Origin of the sequence: Dactylosporangium vinaceum, from assembly GCF_019904175.1 — a bacterium.
Classification (GTDB): Bacteria; Actinomycetota; Actinomycetes; order Mycobacteriales; family Micromonosporaceae; genus Dactylosporangium; species Dactylosporangium vinaceum.
On the sequence record NZ_CP061913.1, the window covers coordinates 2,009,974 to 2,024,801 of the forward strand.

General features: G+C 72.0%; 12 protein-coding genes. 6 read left to right on the top strand and 6 right to left on the bottom strand.

Annotated features, from left to right (window positions below):
* Nucleotides 1–39: 39 nt before the first annotated feature.
* From Dvina_RS08710 to pspM, 6 genes are all read left to right on the top strand, one after another.
* Entirely contained in the window at nucleotides 40–528 is a 489-nt protein-coding gene (locus tag Dvina_RS08710) for a CinA family protein (protein ID WP_246656109.1), read from the top strand.
* A 116-nt stretch (nucleotides 529–644) separates the two neighbouring features.
* Nucleotides 645–1,217 carry a helix-turn-helix domain-containing protein gene (locus Dvina_RS08715; RefSeq protein WP_223101897.1) on the top strand — a complete coding sequence of 191 codons (573 nt, stop codon included), beginning with the start codon at nucleotides 645–647 and terminating at the stop codon, nucleotides 1,215–1,217.
* 1,530 nt (nucleotides 1,218–2,747) lie between these two features.
* The gene (locus tag Dvina_RS08720) at nucleotides 2,748–4,481 is read left to right on the top strand and encodes a vWA domain-containing protein (protein ID WP_223101898.1); all 1,734 of its coding nucleotides are present in this window, start codon (nucleotides 2,748–2,750) and stop codon (nucleotides 4,479–4,481) included.
* 30 nt (nucleotides 4,482–4,511) lie between these two features.
* Entirely contained in the window at nucleotides 4,512–5,336 is an 825-nt protein-coding gene (locus tag Dvina_RS08725; protein ID WP_223101899.1) for a hypothetical protein, read from the top strand.
* Between the two features lie 144 nt (nucleotides 5,337–5,480).
* Nucleotides 5,481–6,347, top strand: a complete 867-nt coding sequence (locus Dvina_RS08730) for a PspA/IM30 family protein (protein WP_223101900.1) — start codon at nucleotides 5,481–5,483, stop codon at nucleotides 6,345–6,347.
* 33 nt (nucleotides 6,348–6,380) lie between these two features.
* A complete protein-coding gene (gene pspM, locus Dvina_RS08735; RefSeq protein WP_223101901.1) occupies nucleotides 6,381–7,142 on the top strand; it encodes a phage shock envelope stress response protein PspM in 762 nt (253 codons plus the stop codon).
* Nucleotides 7,143–8,560: 1,418 nt separating this feature from the next.
* Here pspM and Dvina_RS08740 read toward each other — a convergent pair.
* The 6 genes from Dvina_RS08740 to Dvina_RS08765 all read right to left on the bottom strand — a co-directional run bounded on the left by Dvina_RS08740 (nucleotide 8,561) and on the right by Dvina_RS08765 (nucleotide 14,813).
* Entirely contained in the window at nucleotides 8,561–9,382 is an 822-nt protein-coding gene (locus tag Dvina_RS08740; RefSeq protein WP_223101902.1) for a hypothetical protein, read from the bottom strand.
* A 434-nt stretch (nucleotides 9,383–9,816) separates the two neighbouring features.
* Complete coding sequence (locus Dvina_RS08745) at nucleotides 9,817–10,629, bottom strand: DNA-formamidopyrimidine glycosylase family protein (protein WP_223101903.1); 813 nt, start codon at nucleotides 10,627–10,629, stop codon at nucleotides 9,817–9,819.
* Between the two features lies 1 nt (nucleotide 10,630).
* Complete coding sequence (locus tag Dvina_RS55505; RefSeq protein ID WP_223101904.1) at nucleotides 10,631–11,092, bottom strand: hypothetical protein; 462 nt, start codon at nucleotides 11,090–11,092, stop codon at nucleotides 10,631–10,633.
* 12 nt (nucleotides 11,093–11,104) lie between these two features.
* Nucleotides 11,105–11,575 carry a GNAT family N-acetyltransferase gene (locus Dvina_RS08755; RefSeq protein WP_223101905.1) on the bottom strand — a complete coding sequence of 157 codons (471 nt, stop codon included), beginning with the start codon at nucleotides 11,573–11,575 and terminating at the stop codon, nucleotides 11,105–11,107.
* Complete coding sequence (locus tag Dvina_RS08760) at nucleotides 11,576–12,778, bottom strand: glycoside hydrolase family 5 protein (protein ID WP_223101906.1); 1,203 nt, start codon at nucleotides 12,776–12,778, stop codon at nucleotides 11,576–11,578.
* Between the two features lie 1,102 nt (nucleotides 12,779–13,880).
* Nucleotides 13,881–14,813, bottom strand: coding sequence for an LLM class F420-dependent oxidoreductase (locus Dvina_RS08765; protein WP_223101907.1), 933 nt, complete (start codon nucleotides 14,811–14,813; stop codon nucleotides 13,881–13,883).
* Between the last annotated feature and the right edge of the window lie 15 nt (nucleotides 14,814–14,828).

Here is a 14,828-nt window from a genome sequence, read left to right on the forward strand (position 1 = left end):
GAGAGGAACCGGGTGGCCGCGGCTTCGGGAGGAGATCGGGTGCACGCAGAGCGGATCTTGGCAGCATTGCGGGACCGGGGCGAGACCCTGGCCGTGGCCGAGTCGCTGACAGGAGGCCTGCTGGCGGCGGCCTTCGTCGAGGTACCGGGCGCGAGCCGAGTGTTCCGCGGAGGCATCGTGGCGTACGCAACAGAGCTCAAAGCAAAACTCCTGGGGGTACCGCCACCGCTCCTTTCATCCCATGGGCCCGTCGACCCCGCGGTCGCCGCGGCGCTCGCGGCCGGCGCGCGGGAGCGCTGCGGAGCCGACTGGGCCGCCGCCACGACCGGGGTCGCCGGACCGGACCCACAGGCAGGTCAGCCGGTCGGCCGGGTGTACGTCGCAGTCGTCGGACCGCCCGCCTCCCGCGGCGAACCGGACCGCGTCGAAGTGCGGGAACTCACCCTTCCGGGCGACCGCGCGGCCATCCGGGGCGGTGCCGTGGACGCCGCGGTGGGCCTGCTGGCCGAGACCCTCGCCCTCGTCTGAGGCTGCCGGAGGGTCTTCGGAACGGCGGGGCAGGGTGTCGATCGGCTCCGCACCAGGTACCGTGGCGGGTACCAGTTTTTCGCGGTCTTGCCAGCTGCGTCAGAGGGGGTGCCACCGTGCTGCTTCGTCGGGTGATCGGTGACGCGCTGCGCGCGCGACGGCAGGCCCAGCATCGGACCCTCCGCGAGGTGTCGACCGCGGCGAACGTGAGCCTCGGCTACCTGTCGGAGATCGAGCGCGGGCAGAAGGAAGCGTCGAGCGAGCTGCTGGCCGCGATCTGCGAGGCGCTGGGCGCCGCGCTGTCCGAGGTACTGCGCGACGTGAGCGACACCCTGGCCCTGAACGAGGACCTCCCACCGGTGCTCGTCCCGGTCGGCGCCCCGGACCCGACCTCGGACTCCGCCTCAAGCGCAGCCGACCAGTCCGCCGCGCCCGTCACGACGCCCGCGGCCGCTCCGACCAGCACTCCGGCCGCCACCCCCGAGCCGGTCCCCGCCGGCGCAAGCGCGTCCGCCTCGGCCTCCACCGACGCTCCGCAGGCCCGCCTGATGCGCGGCAAGCCCAAGGCCAAGCTCTCGACCGACGCCAAGATCTCGGTAGCCGTCCACCACGACGGCCCTCTGAAGACCACCCTGCGCGCCACCCGAGGCCCGGCCGACCGCGAACGCGACGTCGTCTACGCGGCCTGACCAGCACATTCTTAGCCTGTTCCCGCGGCGCGGTTCGTTCCTGGGGTCTGCGCGCCTGAACCGGCTGGGGTCAATTGGGCCGTGGTTGACCTTCCGCGTGTGAGCTACGAGTCGTCGAGATTGCCGCCGCCGCTCGAAGCCGAGAGGCCGGCCGTGCTGCGCCCCTGATTCGTCTGCATGGTTCCTGCTCAGCCACATCCATCCATGCCCAGCTCACAGTGCCTCATGCCGCGCTCGATGCCCGCGCGTCCGCGCGGCAGCGACCCGTCGGGGACGAGCCGGGTCAGGCGTCGTCCACGCCTGTGCGTCCACGCAATCTCTGAGACTCACGTGCCGTGCATCGTCCGCGCCCCCACGCCAGCCTGGGGCTCATGCGTCCGCACGTCGTCCACGCCTATGCGCCCACGCGGACGTGCTCACGCGTCCGCGCGCACGACTGACTCACGCTTCCGCGCGTCGCCAAGACACCCAACCCCGTCGTCCCAGGGCCGCGCTGCTCGTCTACGCCTCCGCAGGCGAGCCCCTCATTGACGCGTCCGATCGCACCGTCCGGCCCGCGTTTCCGACCGTGTCGCATGGTCTGAGCGTTCGAGGGCGCCGTGGGGTCTGCACGTTCGGGAGTGCCCCAGGAGTCGCGCGTCCGAGCATGCCCAGGAGCCCCGCGTCCGCGCGCGTCGCCTGGCCTGCGCGTCCGCGCACGCCGCACGAGCCGCGCGTCCGCACGAGCCGCGCGTCCGCACGAGCCGCGCGTCCGCACGAGCCGCGCGTCCGCACGAACCGCGCGTTGCGTGGCCTGCGCGTCGTTTGCGATGCAAGGATGCGCGTCCGAGCGAGCCGCACGAGGCGCGTCTGAGCGCGTCGCACGTGCCCCGCATCTGAGCCAGCCGCAAGTGCCGCGCGTCCGAGCGAGCGGCAGGAGTCGCGCGTCCGGGCGTTGCTTGGCCTGCGCGTCGGGCATGGTGCACAGACGCGCAGCTGAGCGCGCCGCACGGGCTGGGCGTCCGCGCGCGCTGTGGGAGCCGTGCGTCCGAGCGCGTCGCACGAGCCGCGCGTCTGAGCGTGCAGCAGGAGTCGCGCGTCCGAGCGTGCGGCAGGAGTCGCGCGTCCGCGCGTTGCATGGTCTGCGCGTCCGAGCGGGCTCCAGGGCTGCGCGTCCGAGCCGGTCGGTGATGGCTGTGGTCGGCGTGAGGTCTAGCCGGCGCGGGGTGGTCAGAGGCTGGCGGCTGAAGGCGGAGGCTGCCACGTGATCCGAGGGGACGGTCAGGTGCCGTCGGGATCTGGCGGTTTGGTGGCTTTTGAGGTGGGTCGGTACCACCGGAGTTGGAAGGTTTCGGGTCGTGGGGGAACGAGATCGATTCGGCTCGACCTGACCTGGCACACTGGTGGCGGCGTCCGGCGGGGGCGCGGGAATGGGCGGCACGGGCGGCGCGGAGGCGAGTGACCGTGGGGTATCCGGGGCAGTATCGGCGGCGGCGTAGCGCGTTGCCCATCGTTGTTGCCGCAGTGATCGGCGTGGCTGCGATCTGCGGTGTGTACCTTTTCCTGGCCAATCGCGGCGACGGCGGGGACTCGAAGGCGGACAACCCGCGCCGTGAAGGGTGTATCGCGCTCAACGTCACCGCGTCCAGTGAGAAGGCCGCGCTGCTGTCCGAGCTGGCCAAGAACTACATCAAGGCCGATCGGCGTTTTGACGGCAAGTGCGCGGATCCCCAGGTACAGACGAAGGCTTCTGGGGCTGCTCTTGACGCACTCGCCAAGGGCTGGGACGTCGCCAAGGACGGGCCGCTGCCCGCGATCTGGACGCCGGCTGCGTCGTCGTGGGTCGCGCTGCTCAAGCAGCGGCTGGCGGCGGGGGACAAGGGCGGGCTCGTCCCGGACGGCAAGTTGCCGATGATTGCGCAGTCTCCGCTGGTGCTCGCCCTGCCCAAGCCCATGGCCGAAGCCCTCGGATGGCCGGACAAGCCGATCGGGTGGGGCGACGTGTTCGGGCTGATCAACGATCCGAACGGGTGGGGCTCCAAGGGGCACCCGGAGTGGGGGAAGTTCCGGCTCGGCAAGACCAACCCGCACTTCTCGACCTCGGGGCTGAACGCGACCGTGGGGGCGTACTTCGCCGCGACCGGGCGTTCGACCGACCTCACCGACAAGGATCTCGCCGACCCGAAGGTGCTGCAGTACGTCAAGGCGGTCGAGTCAAGTGTCGTGCACTACGGCGACACCACGCTGACGTTCCTGTCGAACCAGGCCGCGGCGGACCAGGCCGGTCGCGGGCTCAACTACGTCAGTGCCGTGGCGGTCGAGGAGAAGTCGGTGTTCGACTACAACACCGGCAACCCGACGGGCGATCCGGCGCTGGCCGGCAAGGGTGCGCGTCCGCGCGTGCCGCTTGTCGCGGTGTACCCGAAGGAGGGCACCCTCGTCAGCGACCACCCGTTCGTGGTGCTGACGAACGCCAGCGACGAGCAGAAGGCCGCGGCGGCCGACTTCCTGAACTACGTGCGCGACGCGCCGCAGCAGAAGCGGTTCACCGACCTGGCGTTCCGCACGTACGACGGGAAGGCGGGCGCGGGCGCGACGCGCGAGAACGGGCTGCTGCCGGACGCGAAGTTCACGACGATCGACCCGCCGTCGCCGCAGGTGCTCGAGAAGGCGCTCGCGACGTGGGACGGGCAGCGCAAGCGGGCCAAGGTGCTGCTGGTCATGGACGTCTCCGGGTCGATGAACAACGACGCCGGCAACGGGCAGACCCGCATGGAGCTGGCCAAGCAGGCCGCGCTGCAGTCGCTCGGGCTGCTCGCGGCGGACGACGAGGTCGGCCTGTGGACGTTCTCGACCGAGATCGAGGGGGCCAGCACGCCGTACACGGAGCAGGTCCCGGTAGGGGCGCTGGCCGACAACAAGGCGAAGCTGGAGCAGGTGATCAAGTCGCTGAGCGCCGATGGCGGCACGGCCCTGTACGCGACCACGCGCGCCGCGCAGCGCAAGATGGTCGAGCTCAGCAACCCGAACCGGATCAACGCGGTCGTGGTGCTCACGGACGGCAAGAACGAGTACCCGAAGGACGCCGACCTCGACGCGCTCGTGCGCGACGTCGACACCTCGGAGAAGGAGATCCCGGTCCGGGTGTTCACGATCGCCTATGGCGAGCAGGCCGACCTTGGCGTGCTGCAGAAGATCTCGGCCGCCTCGCGCGCGGCCGCGTACAACGCGAGCGATCCGACGACGATCAATAACGTGATGGTCAACGTCCTGTCCAACTTCTGATCCCGGTTTCCACGGGGCACACTTACGAGGATGGGCTTCAAGGAGCACCTGACCGAGCCGTGGGGGCTCGTGGCCGCCGGCGTGCTCGGCGGCATGGGCGGCGCGGTCGCGGCCGCGCTCGCCCCGGCCGGTCTGCTCGTCGGTGTCCCGGTCGGGCTCGCGGTCGCGGGCGCCGTGTACGGGATTCGGGTCGGTCTCGGCGTGATCACCGATCGCGACGGGGCGCCGGACCTCGCGCTCAAGGCGGCGCCGCCCGCGACGCTGCCGACGCCTCCGCGCGGGAGCGATGCGGAGCGCTTCCTGCGGCGGGCCGAGGCCGCGGTGCGGACGCTGCGCCGCCAGGCCGAGGGCACCGGCGATCCGCTCCTGCGCAGCCAGGTCTCGGAGGTCGACGACTCGGCCGCCGGGGCGCTCGCGGACCTGGCCCGCTTCGCCGGGCAGGTGACGCTCATCGAGCAGACGGCGGCCGGGATCAACACGCAGCGGCTGCGCCAGGAGTACAGCCAGATCCAGCGCGGCCTGTCCGGGCTGGAGCCGGGGCCGCTGCGCGACGAGCGGGAGCGGGCCCGCCGGGCGCTGTCCGATCAGCTCGACGTCGGGCAGCGGCTGCGCGACGCCAAGGAGATGCTGCTGGCCCGCATGCAGTCCGCGGTGCTGGGCCTGGAGGGCCTTGTCGCACGGATGGCCGAGCTGGTCGCCCTGCACGCGACAACGGTCGGCGGCGCGCCGCTGACCGCCGCCAAGGTGGCGGAGCTCACCAACGATCTCGAGGGCCTGCGCGCGGGCCTGGCCGAGGCTGAGCGGCTGTCCCGCTCGGCGCTCTCGGGTGGGGATGACCCGGGTTCACTGCCCTGACTTTCCCCCGACTTAAGTCCGACTTGTCCGGGTTTCGAGCTGATTTTCGAGGTGTACCCGTCCGTCTGGGCGTGACGCTCTAGCGCGAGCCTGACACGATAGAAGCCGCACGTCTTCCCGTGCTGGCCGAGAGAGGACCGCGAGATGGCGAATCCGTTCGCTAAGGGCTGGAAGTACCTGATGGCGCTGTTCGGCGCCAAGATCGACGAGTATGCCGATCCGAAGGTACAGATCCAGCAGGCGATCGAGGAGTCGCAGCGTCAGCACCAGGCGCTCGTGCAGCAGGCCGCGGCCGTGATCGGCAATCAGCGGCAGCTGGAGATGCGCCTCTCCCGCCAGATCGCCGAGGTCGAGAAGCTCCAGGGCTCGGCGCGGCAGGCACTGACGCTCGCCGACAAGACCCGGGCCGAGGGCGACGAGGCGAAGGCGCAGCAGTACGAGCAGACGGCCCAGGTGTTCGCCACCCAGCTGGTCGCGGCCGAGCAGGGCATGGAGGACCTCAAGGCCCTCCACGACCAGTCGCTCAACGCCGCCGCCCAGGCCCGCAAGGCCGTCGAGAACAACGCCATGATGCTCCAGCAGAAGCTCGCCGAACGCACCAAGCTGCTCAGCCAGCTGGAGCAGGCGAAGATGCAGGAGACCGTGGCCAAGTCCCTCGAGTCGATGAGCGGCCTCGCCGCCCCCGGCAACACCCCGTCACTGGACGAGGTGCGCGAGAAGATCGAGCGCCGGTACGCCAACGCGATGGGCCGCGCCGAGCTCGCCTCCAACTCCGTCGAGGGCCGGATGCTCGAGGTCCAGCGCTCGACCCTGGACATGGCCGGCAGCTCCCGGCTCGACCAGATCCGCGCGAGCATGGCCGGCGAGAAGCTCGCGGCCGCGCCCGAGACGCCAGCGGTCGGCGCGCCGTCGGCCTCGCCGGGCACCCGGGACGCCAGCGTCGCCCGCCTCGACGAGATCCGGGCCAGCATGAAGGACAAGCAGACAGGCGACTCGGCCAGCGCCAGCTGACCGACGACGTAGGCACAACCCCGGGGGGCGGTCATGGCCAGCGAACGGACCAAGCACCTCAAACGACTGCGGAAGCTGCACCGCTCCGCCCGGGGCTGGTCCGTGCGCGCCGGGCTGCTCACCGGGGCCACCGCGATCCTGGTCCCGTACAGCGGGCTCGGCCTGCCCGACGCTTTCTGGGCCGCGGCCGCGGGCGGGTCGATCGCCATCACGTGGTGGCGGTGGATCGATTTTCGAGCCTTCCGAGCGTTGCCTGTACCGCCAGAGCCCGATCCCGCACTGACGAGCGCCCAGGCCCGCGACAAGCTCGTCAACCTGGCCCAGCGACTCCCCGGCGGCCGCACCGCGGTGGCCGAGTTCGACCGCCAGCGCGAATCGTTCAAACTCCGCGGCCTGACCGTCGCCGAGCCATGGCGCCGCCTGGACCGCGCCGCGACGATGCTCTCCGGCCTTATCGGCCGCCTGGGCCCACACGCCGAAAGCGCAGTCCTCGACGCCACCGTAGCCGAACGCCAACTCCGCGACCTGGCCCAGCGCTGCGCCTCCGTCGAGCGCACCATGCGCCTTGGCCCGGCCGGGGAAGCTCTCCGCCCCGCCCACGCCATCCTGGCCGAGCAGCTGGAGCAGGGCGTCACCGCGTACGAGCAGTTCGTCACCGCCGCCGCCGGCTGCGTAGCCGAGGACAACATGGCGGTCGGCAACCTCACAGACGCGACAGCATTCCTGCGCGGCGTAGCCGAGGGCTTGGCCGACCTGCGCAACCCCCAGGCGGCTCCCCGCCCACAGACCGCCTGAGCGCCCCTTCGCCGGCCCCCGCCCGCGCTCGACTGCGCACGCTGGCCCCACGCCCCGCACGAACCGGCACCCGCGCTGGACCCGCACCCGCGCCCAGTGACCCGCCTGGACCGGCACCGCAGAACGTGACGTCCTCTCGGGGCAAGACCCGGATAGCGTGATCCAGACCGATATTTGGTCACCGGATCGTTGGCCGCGGCCCGCGATTCGCCGTCGGCTCCGTCGTGCTCACTATTCGGTGGTAACGATCCATGGGCGCCTGCGGCGACAGAAGCAAAGGTCATATTTCGTTGTCGGCCGATAAGCTCCAACGCATGCGCCGAAAGGCGCCAAAAATGAAGCAGAACGAACAGACTATTGCCCTTATTCGCCGCAGGCGCTCGCGACCCGTTACCACCGAATGACGACCACAACGGACCTGGCCCCATCCGACGAACCTCAGCCAACAATCGGTAACCAGACAACGGCCGGGACCACGCTGTCCGGTCCTTACCCCGAGAGAACGCCACATGCTGCGGTGCCGGTCCAACCCGCTCCTCGCGGCGCCGCACCCCGACGACCGGCACGCCCTCGTGAGCAGCCGAGCCAAAGGCTGAGGCAGAAAGGACCCCGGCGAACGCGGCACCGGAAGGCGACCGATCAGTAGCCGAGAGGCACTGGTGCGGGCTGTCTTCGGGCGCGGGCCTCATGACCACTGGCAGGGTGGGACCAGCAGGCGACGCGACTCCTACGAGCACCTTGAGGCCAATAGGTGGCGTGACCCCGGCAGGTGACATGTCTTCGGCTAGTGCCGCGGACCTGGTGAGCGGCGCGGAGCTGACAGGCGGCGCAGCCTCGGCATCTCGTGTGGCGCCGATGGGCGGTGCAGCTCCGGCAAATGGTGCCGCGTCGGTGAGCGGGACGGCACTGGCAGGCGAGGCGAGAGCGGCGTCGAGCGGCTCGATCGGAGCGTCGCGCCGGCGGCGGAGCTTGGCTGCGTGCCGCTGCGCCAGTCCCCAATCCCGATGCCGCGCATGCTCGCGCCGAAACTCCTCATTGAGCGGCGAATAATTCCGCACCCGAGTCCGGTCGCGCATGGAAGACGTTTCCGCCCGATTGAAGAAGCTCAGCTGTCCGCCCACACCACGATTGTTCCGAGCTCGACGTTAACCCAGCGTTAGCCGGCCTTGCGCCATTGCAAACAGCGTATGCCCTATGTCCCTATACCGTTATCGCCACCGACGCTGACGGGAGACGCCCCGGCGCCGACCGCTTCGCCTGCCCTGGCTCGGCGGGCTTCGCATTGACCGATCCGGAGTAGGCGCTGACGGGAGCGGCGCACCCCCAGTGGCGCGGACCCGAGTAAGTCATTTTTTCGCCTGTCGGGGTATAAATCGGATATGTCGGTGTGCGGAGCGCCCGACATATCGCGGGAATGGTCACTCGTTCGGCAGCAGGTAGCGCCAGCTGGCGCGGGCCATCGTGCCGTCGGGCATGCGGTATGCGGGCCAGGCGCCGCGTTGGTCCAGGTCGCGGGTCAGGGTGCGGACCGCCGATCTTGCGGCGTCGCCGTCCAGGTCGGCTCGGCGGAGGCCCTCCGCGTTCGGCGCAGGCAGGGTGATGCCCGGCGGCCATGGGGCCTCGGTTGCGGACGGTGACGGGTCGGTGATGATCGGGGAGCCGGTGCCGGCCTGGCCCTGCAGCACAGGGACGGCCACGACGCGGACCCGGGTGGCCAGGTACGGCTGCGCGGTCGCGGACACCGTCTTGTGCACGTTGGCGAGGCGGTCGCGGGCGTTGTAGAGCGCGTCGGCGTACACGCGCTCGGGCTTGAGCTCGTCGAAGCCCTCGGCCGTGAAGCTCAGCGGGCCTGTCGGGGTCCACACGGTGACCCTCGTGACAGGTGCGTCGACGATCGTCGGGGTAGGCGTCGGCTTCTTCTGCGACGCTACCGCGCGCAGGTCGTCGGCCAGGCCGTTGGACAGGGTGCGGAGCTGGTCGGGGTCGAGGCGGGAGCGGTACGTCGCGTCGGCTATCGCGTCGCCGTCGCCGTAGATGACCAGGCGGGGCGGGCGCAGGGCGGCGATGCCGGGCGCGGTCAGGCCGCCGGTGAGCTCCCAGATGGCGATCGGCTCGTCCTGGGGCGGGTCGAACGACGGGGTCGGGCTCGGGGCGACGCCCGGGGTGCCGTCGCACGCGGTGAGCGCGGCCGCTGCGAGGAGCCCGGCGAGCATCCCTCGCCGGGTCAGGCGGTGATCCATCGCTCCTCCCCGTGAAGCGTTATGGCCTGTACCTGCGGCCGTACGGCTGCGGCGCCCACCTGGCCGCGCTGCGGCCCGCCGTGACGCCGCGTGGAGCCCGGCCGCGCGGACGCGGCGATGGTCCAGGTCACCCGCCGGCCGCGGTCGAGTGACGCGCGGAAGCGTGCGTGGCCGGTGTCGTCCGACTGCATTCCCGGCCAGCACCCTACCCCGTGGCCGCCCTCATGAATCTCCCCGGTCACGGGAGTAACAACCGGCCAGTGTCCGTGATGGATACGTTGCCAATAAGCGGGCTTCAAATCTGGCTTAGGGCACGGGGCTTTTCGCGGCGGGGCGCATAGCGTCACGAGGGTGTTCGCACAGCACGACAACCAGGACTTCTGGCTTGTCGACCTCGACGCCGAGGGGGACCTGGTCCTCGTCCGGCCGGGCCGTCACGCGCGCTCGGGCGGGCCGTTCCCGAGCTGGCAGTGCGGGCACCAGTACGTGATGCGGTCGTTGTCGCCGCCCGTCCACCGCCGGATCGTGGTGCGGCACCGGCGGCAGGGCTGACCGGAGCGCTCGAACACCCAGTGGGTCTCGCCGCGGCGCAAGGAGCCGGTAGTCGTCTGGGTCCAGCGGCCGCGGTTGGAGTTGAGCAACGCACGCGCCCGCGCGACCAGACCGGCCGGGTCGGGCACCTCACCGACCGGGGTCCACGGGGAGACGCCGCGCAGAAACAGGGTCTCGGCCTTGTACAGGTTGCCGATCCCGGCGAGGTTGCGCTGGTCGAGCAGGGCGTCGGCGATCCAGCGGTCCGGCTTGGCCAGCAGCCGCCGCACAGCCTCGTCGCCGTCCCATTCGTCGCCCATCAGGTCGGGCCCGAGGAACCCGACAAGCCGCTCCTCCTCGCGGGTCGGCACCAGGGCGAGCTCGTGCAGGTGGTACCCGACGGCGACGGCGGCCGGCGTGTGCAGCGCCACCCGGATGAGGTGGGCGGGGCGCCCCGTCCAACGCTCTCCCGGCCGGTACGTCCGCCACGCCCCGTCCATCCGCAGGTGTGAGTGGAGGGTGAGCGGCTCCCGGTCGTCTTTCGTCAGCCGCAGGAGCAGATGCTTGCCGCGGCACGCGGACTCGGCGATCGTCCAGCCGGCGAGGTTCTTGGCGGCCAGCTGCGGCACCCGGAAGTCGCTCTTCGTGATCGTCTGACCCTCGATCGCGGCCTCGAGCACGCGCGCGGTGTTCCAGACGGTGTCGCCTTCGGGCACGTTACGAACCCGCCGGCGCCACGGTGTACCGCTGCAGGTGCCCTCGAGCCTCCAGCGCGGCGACAACCGAGTCCGCGTCCGAGCGCGACTCGAGCCGGGCGACCTCGTACCGCTGGCCGTCGTCGCCCTCCCGCAGCACCGCCCAGAGCCCGGCCTCGACCCGGGCCCGCACCTTCTTGGCGTCCCGCTCGGCTTCGCGCAGGTGGTCGGCCGCCTGCTGCTCGGCCAGCTTCAGGACGCCCTCGACGCGGGTGCCGAGCCCGGACAGCGCGGGTCGGCGCTCGTCACCCTCGGCGGGCTCCTCGTAGGGGTCGGAGGGGGCCGCGGCCAGCATGACCAGGCCGACGACGGTCGCCGCGACGCCCGTCCACAGCGCGGTCGCCTGCGCCCTGGACGCGGAGAGCTGCGACCCGGCGAACAGTCCCACGCCGAGCCCGATCAGCAGTAACGCCAGCCGCCTCATCTCAGCAAGAGGCTAGCCGATCCGTTCGAGCTGCATGATCCCGTCACCCGCCGCGAGCGTCGATACCCGCCCGGTCGGGTGGTATCCGGCCTTCTCGTACAAGCGCCGCGCCCGCGCGTTGCCCGTGCGCGTCCACAGGGTCGTGCGCCGCCAGCCGCCGGCGTGGAGGCCGTCGAGCACCAGGCCGCCCAGGCCGCGGCCCCAGCGCGCGGGCGCGACGAAGACCATGGAGACGTGGCCGTAGCCGGGGATCGGCGCGCCCGCGCCGTCGTCGGCCCGACCGGGCTCGGCCAGGCCCATCGCCACCGTCTCGGCGCCGTCGACGACCACTACGACACGCGCGTCGGCCGCTCGTAGCTTCGCGCGGACGCGTTCGATCCGGGTCTCGTCCGGCGCGTGGCCGCGGGCCTCGTTGGCGGCCCGCCAGATCTCGAGGGCGTCTTCGAGGTCGGTTGGGGCTGCTTGGAGTACTGACGCCGGCATTCAAGCAGTGAGCACTTGGCGCCCGAGCGGTGTCAAGGGCTGGCAGCGCGCGGGCGCGGGCCAGGTGACGCTGCGCAGTTCGTCCGCGTAGGACATCCAGTAGTGGCCGCTGCCGTCGTGGTCGAAGTACGCGTGAGACTCGTAGGCGACGCGGTGCACCGGGTCCCGGATCCACGCGACGGGGTGCATCTCGCCCCACGACGGTGGCCCCATCGGGATGTAGCCGCTGACCAGGATCGCCCGCCGGTCCCCGGTCGCGCGGATGGCGTCGACCGCCTCCTGGGCCGCCCGCTGCCAGATCAGCGCGCCCGCGCGTCCGTCGGCGGCGAGCCGGGTCGGCTCGTTGAGCAGCCCCAGCCCGATGACGGCGGGATCGTCGACGGCCCGGCTCATCCGGCTCCAGAAGTCGGCGAGGGCGGTCGTGGGCAGCTCGAACTGCCCGAGCCGCAGCATCCGCAACGCGCCCGCGCGCCCGCCTCCGAGCGCGTAGTCGCCGTAGTTGTGCAGGTCGATGATCACCGCGAGCCCGGCGGCATGCGCATGCCCGAGCGCGGTACGCACCCGCGCGAGCTCGGTCGCGTCCAGCGGCCCGAACGGGCGGGGCTGCAGCCGCTCCCAGTTGACCGCCAGCCGCACGAGGCGCACGCCGCGCCCGGCCAGGAACCCGTAGCTCGACGGCGTCTCGTACGTGTAGTCCTGCCCGTAGCGCCCCGGATTGCCCGTGCCGAACCCGCCGTTGCTGTCGGAGGCGGCGAACGACCCGGCGGCCAGGTTCACACCGCGCAGATATCCGGGGGTACTGCCGTGCCGCTCGACGATGCGCGCCTGCGGCCCGGCCACATCGACCTGCAGGCCCTGCGCGACCGGCCGGTACACGGCCATCGGGTAGTTGGCCGGCCACGTCCCGGCCGCCCACGCCGTGACCGGGAGCCCGATGGCGTCGGCCGCCGAGTACCACGCCTCCGCCACCCGGCTCCACTGCGCGGCGTCCCGATCACCGGGCCAGCCGATCTCACCGATGAACCCGGTCGCGCGGTTGCGCCGGAGCCACGCCGAGAAGTTGGCGAGCCCCGCGACCGCGCGTGCCTGCACGTCGTCGCCGACGCAGAGCACTTTGGATGATTTTTCGGGCTGCAGTGGTACCGCCAGTGCCGCCACCAGCACCAGCAGCACCCCACAGAGCGCCGTCGCCTTTCGCAGCACCCGGCGTCTCTGCCCGTCTTGGGCACCTTTAGTCGAGCCACCCCGCCCCCCGCACGCCGCCCCCCGCCCTCGCATGCGGCCACCCCGTCCCCGCGCGCCGGCCATCCCGCCCTCGCACATGGCCACCCCGCCCCCGCACGTGGCCACCCCGCCTCCGCACGCGCGCGCCCCGCCCTCGCACGTGGCCACCCGGCTTTGCACGCGGCCACCCGCCTCGGGCACGACATCATCGCGCGGACGCGCAGCTGCGGCCTCATTGCTCGCGCGGAAGCGTCGGGCGGGCGGTGTTGCTCGCGCGGAGGCGCTGGCCAAAGCGCGGCGCCTGCGCGTCGCGCGGTTGCGTCGGCCGACGGCGTTGTTCGCGCGGAGGCGCTTGGGCGTGGCGCGGCGTCCGGGCGGGGTCGCGCGGTCGCGTTGAGTCGGCGGCGTCGCCTAAACGGTCGCGCTGGCAGTGTGTGGCGCCCGCGCCCGGTCGCGCTGTTTGGGCTGCGGCGCGCGGACGCGTTCAGACGACCACGTTGCTCGCGCGGATGCGTGGGCGTAGCTGAGCCGCGGCGCTCGCGCGGGCGCGTTGGACGGGCTACGGCGCACGCGCGGATGCGCAGGCCGAGCTGAGCCGCGGCGGCTGCGGAGGCGTTGGTCGGGCTACGGCGGACGCGGACGCCTTCAGAAGGCCACGTTGCTCGCGAGGATGCGTGGGCGTAGCTGAGCCGCGGCGCCCGCGCGGACGCGTCGGACGGGCTACGTACGGCGGACGCGCGGACGCCTTCAGAAGGCCCACGTTGCTCGCGAGGATGCGTGGGCCTAGCTGAGCCGCGGCGCCCGCGCGGACGCGTCGGACGGGCTACGGCGGACGCGCGGACGCGGACGCGTTCAGAAAGCCACGTTGCTCGCGCGGACCGCTTGGACGACGACAGCGGCGGACGCGCGGACGCGGACGCGTTCAGAAAGCCACGTTGCTCGCGCGGACCGCTTGGACGACGACAGCGCTCGCGCGGACGCGTCCGACGACGACAGCGCTCGCGCGGACGCGTTGGGCGGGCTACGGCGCACGCGGGCGCGCGCCCGAGCGGACGCGCACCCGTACGCGTGTGCGGGAGCGTCAGGCGAGACGCGGTGCCAGTTCGGCCGCGAGCAGCTCCAGGTGGTCAAGGTCGCGCAGGTCCAGCAGCTGCAGGAACGCCCGTGAGGCGCCCGCCTGCACGAATCCGTGGATCTGCTCGGCCAGCCGCTCGGGGGTGCCGTACAGCTGCCCGTCCTGCGGCTTTTTCGGGTCCAGCCCGAGCGCCTCCGCGCGCCGGCGCACCTCCGCCTCGTCGCGCCCGCAGACGATCGTCTGGGCGAAGGAGAACACGATCGGCGCCCGTCCGTCGCGGCCCTCCTGCTCGATCGCCGCGACCACCCGCCGGTACTGCGCGTCGGTGTCCGGCAGGGAGGAGAACGGCACGTTGAACTCGTCGGCGTACCGGGCGGCGAGCGCGGGGGTCCGCTTGGCCCCTTTGCCACCGATGATCACCGGCGGCCCCGCGGGCTGGACCGGCTTCGGCAGGGCAGGCGACTCGACGAGGTCGTAGTGGCGCCCCTCGAAGCTGTACGTCGCCCCGTCCGGCGTCGCCCAGAGCCCCTTGATGATCTCCAGCTGCTCCGTGAGCCGGTCGAACCGCTCACCGATCGGCGGGAACGGAATCCCGTACGCCGAGTGCTCCCGCTCCAGCCACCCGGTCCCCAGCCCCAGCTCGACCCGCCCGCCGCTCATGGCGTCGACCTGCGCGACCGCGATCGCCAGCGGCCCCGGCAGCCGGAACGTCGCCGACGACACGAGCGTCCCGAGCCGGATCGTCGACGTCTCCCGCGCAAGGGCGCCAAGCGTCACCCAGGAGTCGGTCGGGCCGGGCGGCCCGTCGTTGCCGGGGCTCATGAAGTGATCCGATCGGAAGAACGCCTCGAACCCGAGCTCCTCCGCCCGCCGCGCAATGGCAAGCTGGTCCTCGTACGTGGCCCCCAGTTGGGGCTCGGTGAACACACAAAGCCGCATGGACCGGACACTATC

Excerpts from the sequence above, each read along its gene's own strand:
- Dvina_RS08730 (WP_223101900.1), top strand. The coding sequence starts at position 5,481 with ATGGCGAATCCGTTCGCTAAGGGCTGGAAGTACCTGATGGCGCTGTTC.
- Dvina_RS08765 (WP_223101907.1), bottom strand. The coding sequence starts at position 14,813 with ATGCGGCTTTGTGTGTTCACCGAGCCCCAACTGGGGGCCACGTACGAG.
- pspM (WP_223101901.1), top strand. The coding sequence starts at position 6,381 with ATGGCCAGCGAACGGACCAAGCACCTCAAACGACTGCGGAAGCTGCAC.
- Dvina_RS08740 (WP_223101902.1), bottom strand. The coding sequence starts at position 9,382 with ATGGATCACCGCCTGACCCGGCGAGGGATGCTCGCCGGGCTCCTCGCA.
- Dvina_RS08725 (WP_223101899.1), top strand. The coding sequence starts at position 4,512 with ATGGGCTTCAAGGAGCACCTGACCGAGCCGTGGGGGCTCGTGGCCGCC.
- Dvina_RS08755 (WP_223101905.1), bottom strand. The coding sequence starts at position 11,575 with ATGCCGGCGTCAGTACTCCAAGCAGCCCCAACCGACCTCGAAGACGCC.
- Dvina_RS55505 (WP_223101904.1), bottom strand. The coding sequence starts at position 11,092 with ATGAGGCGGCTGGCGTTACTGCTGATCGGGCTCGGCGTGGGACTGTTC.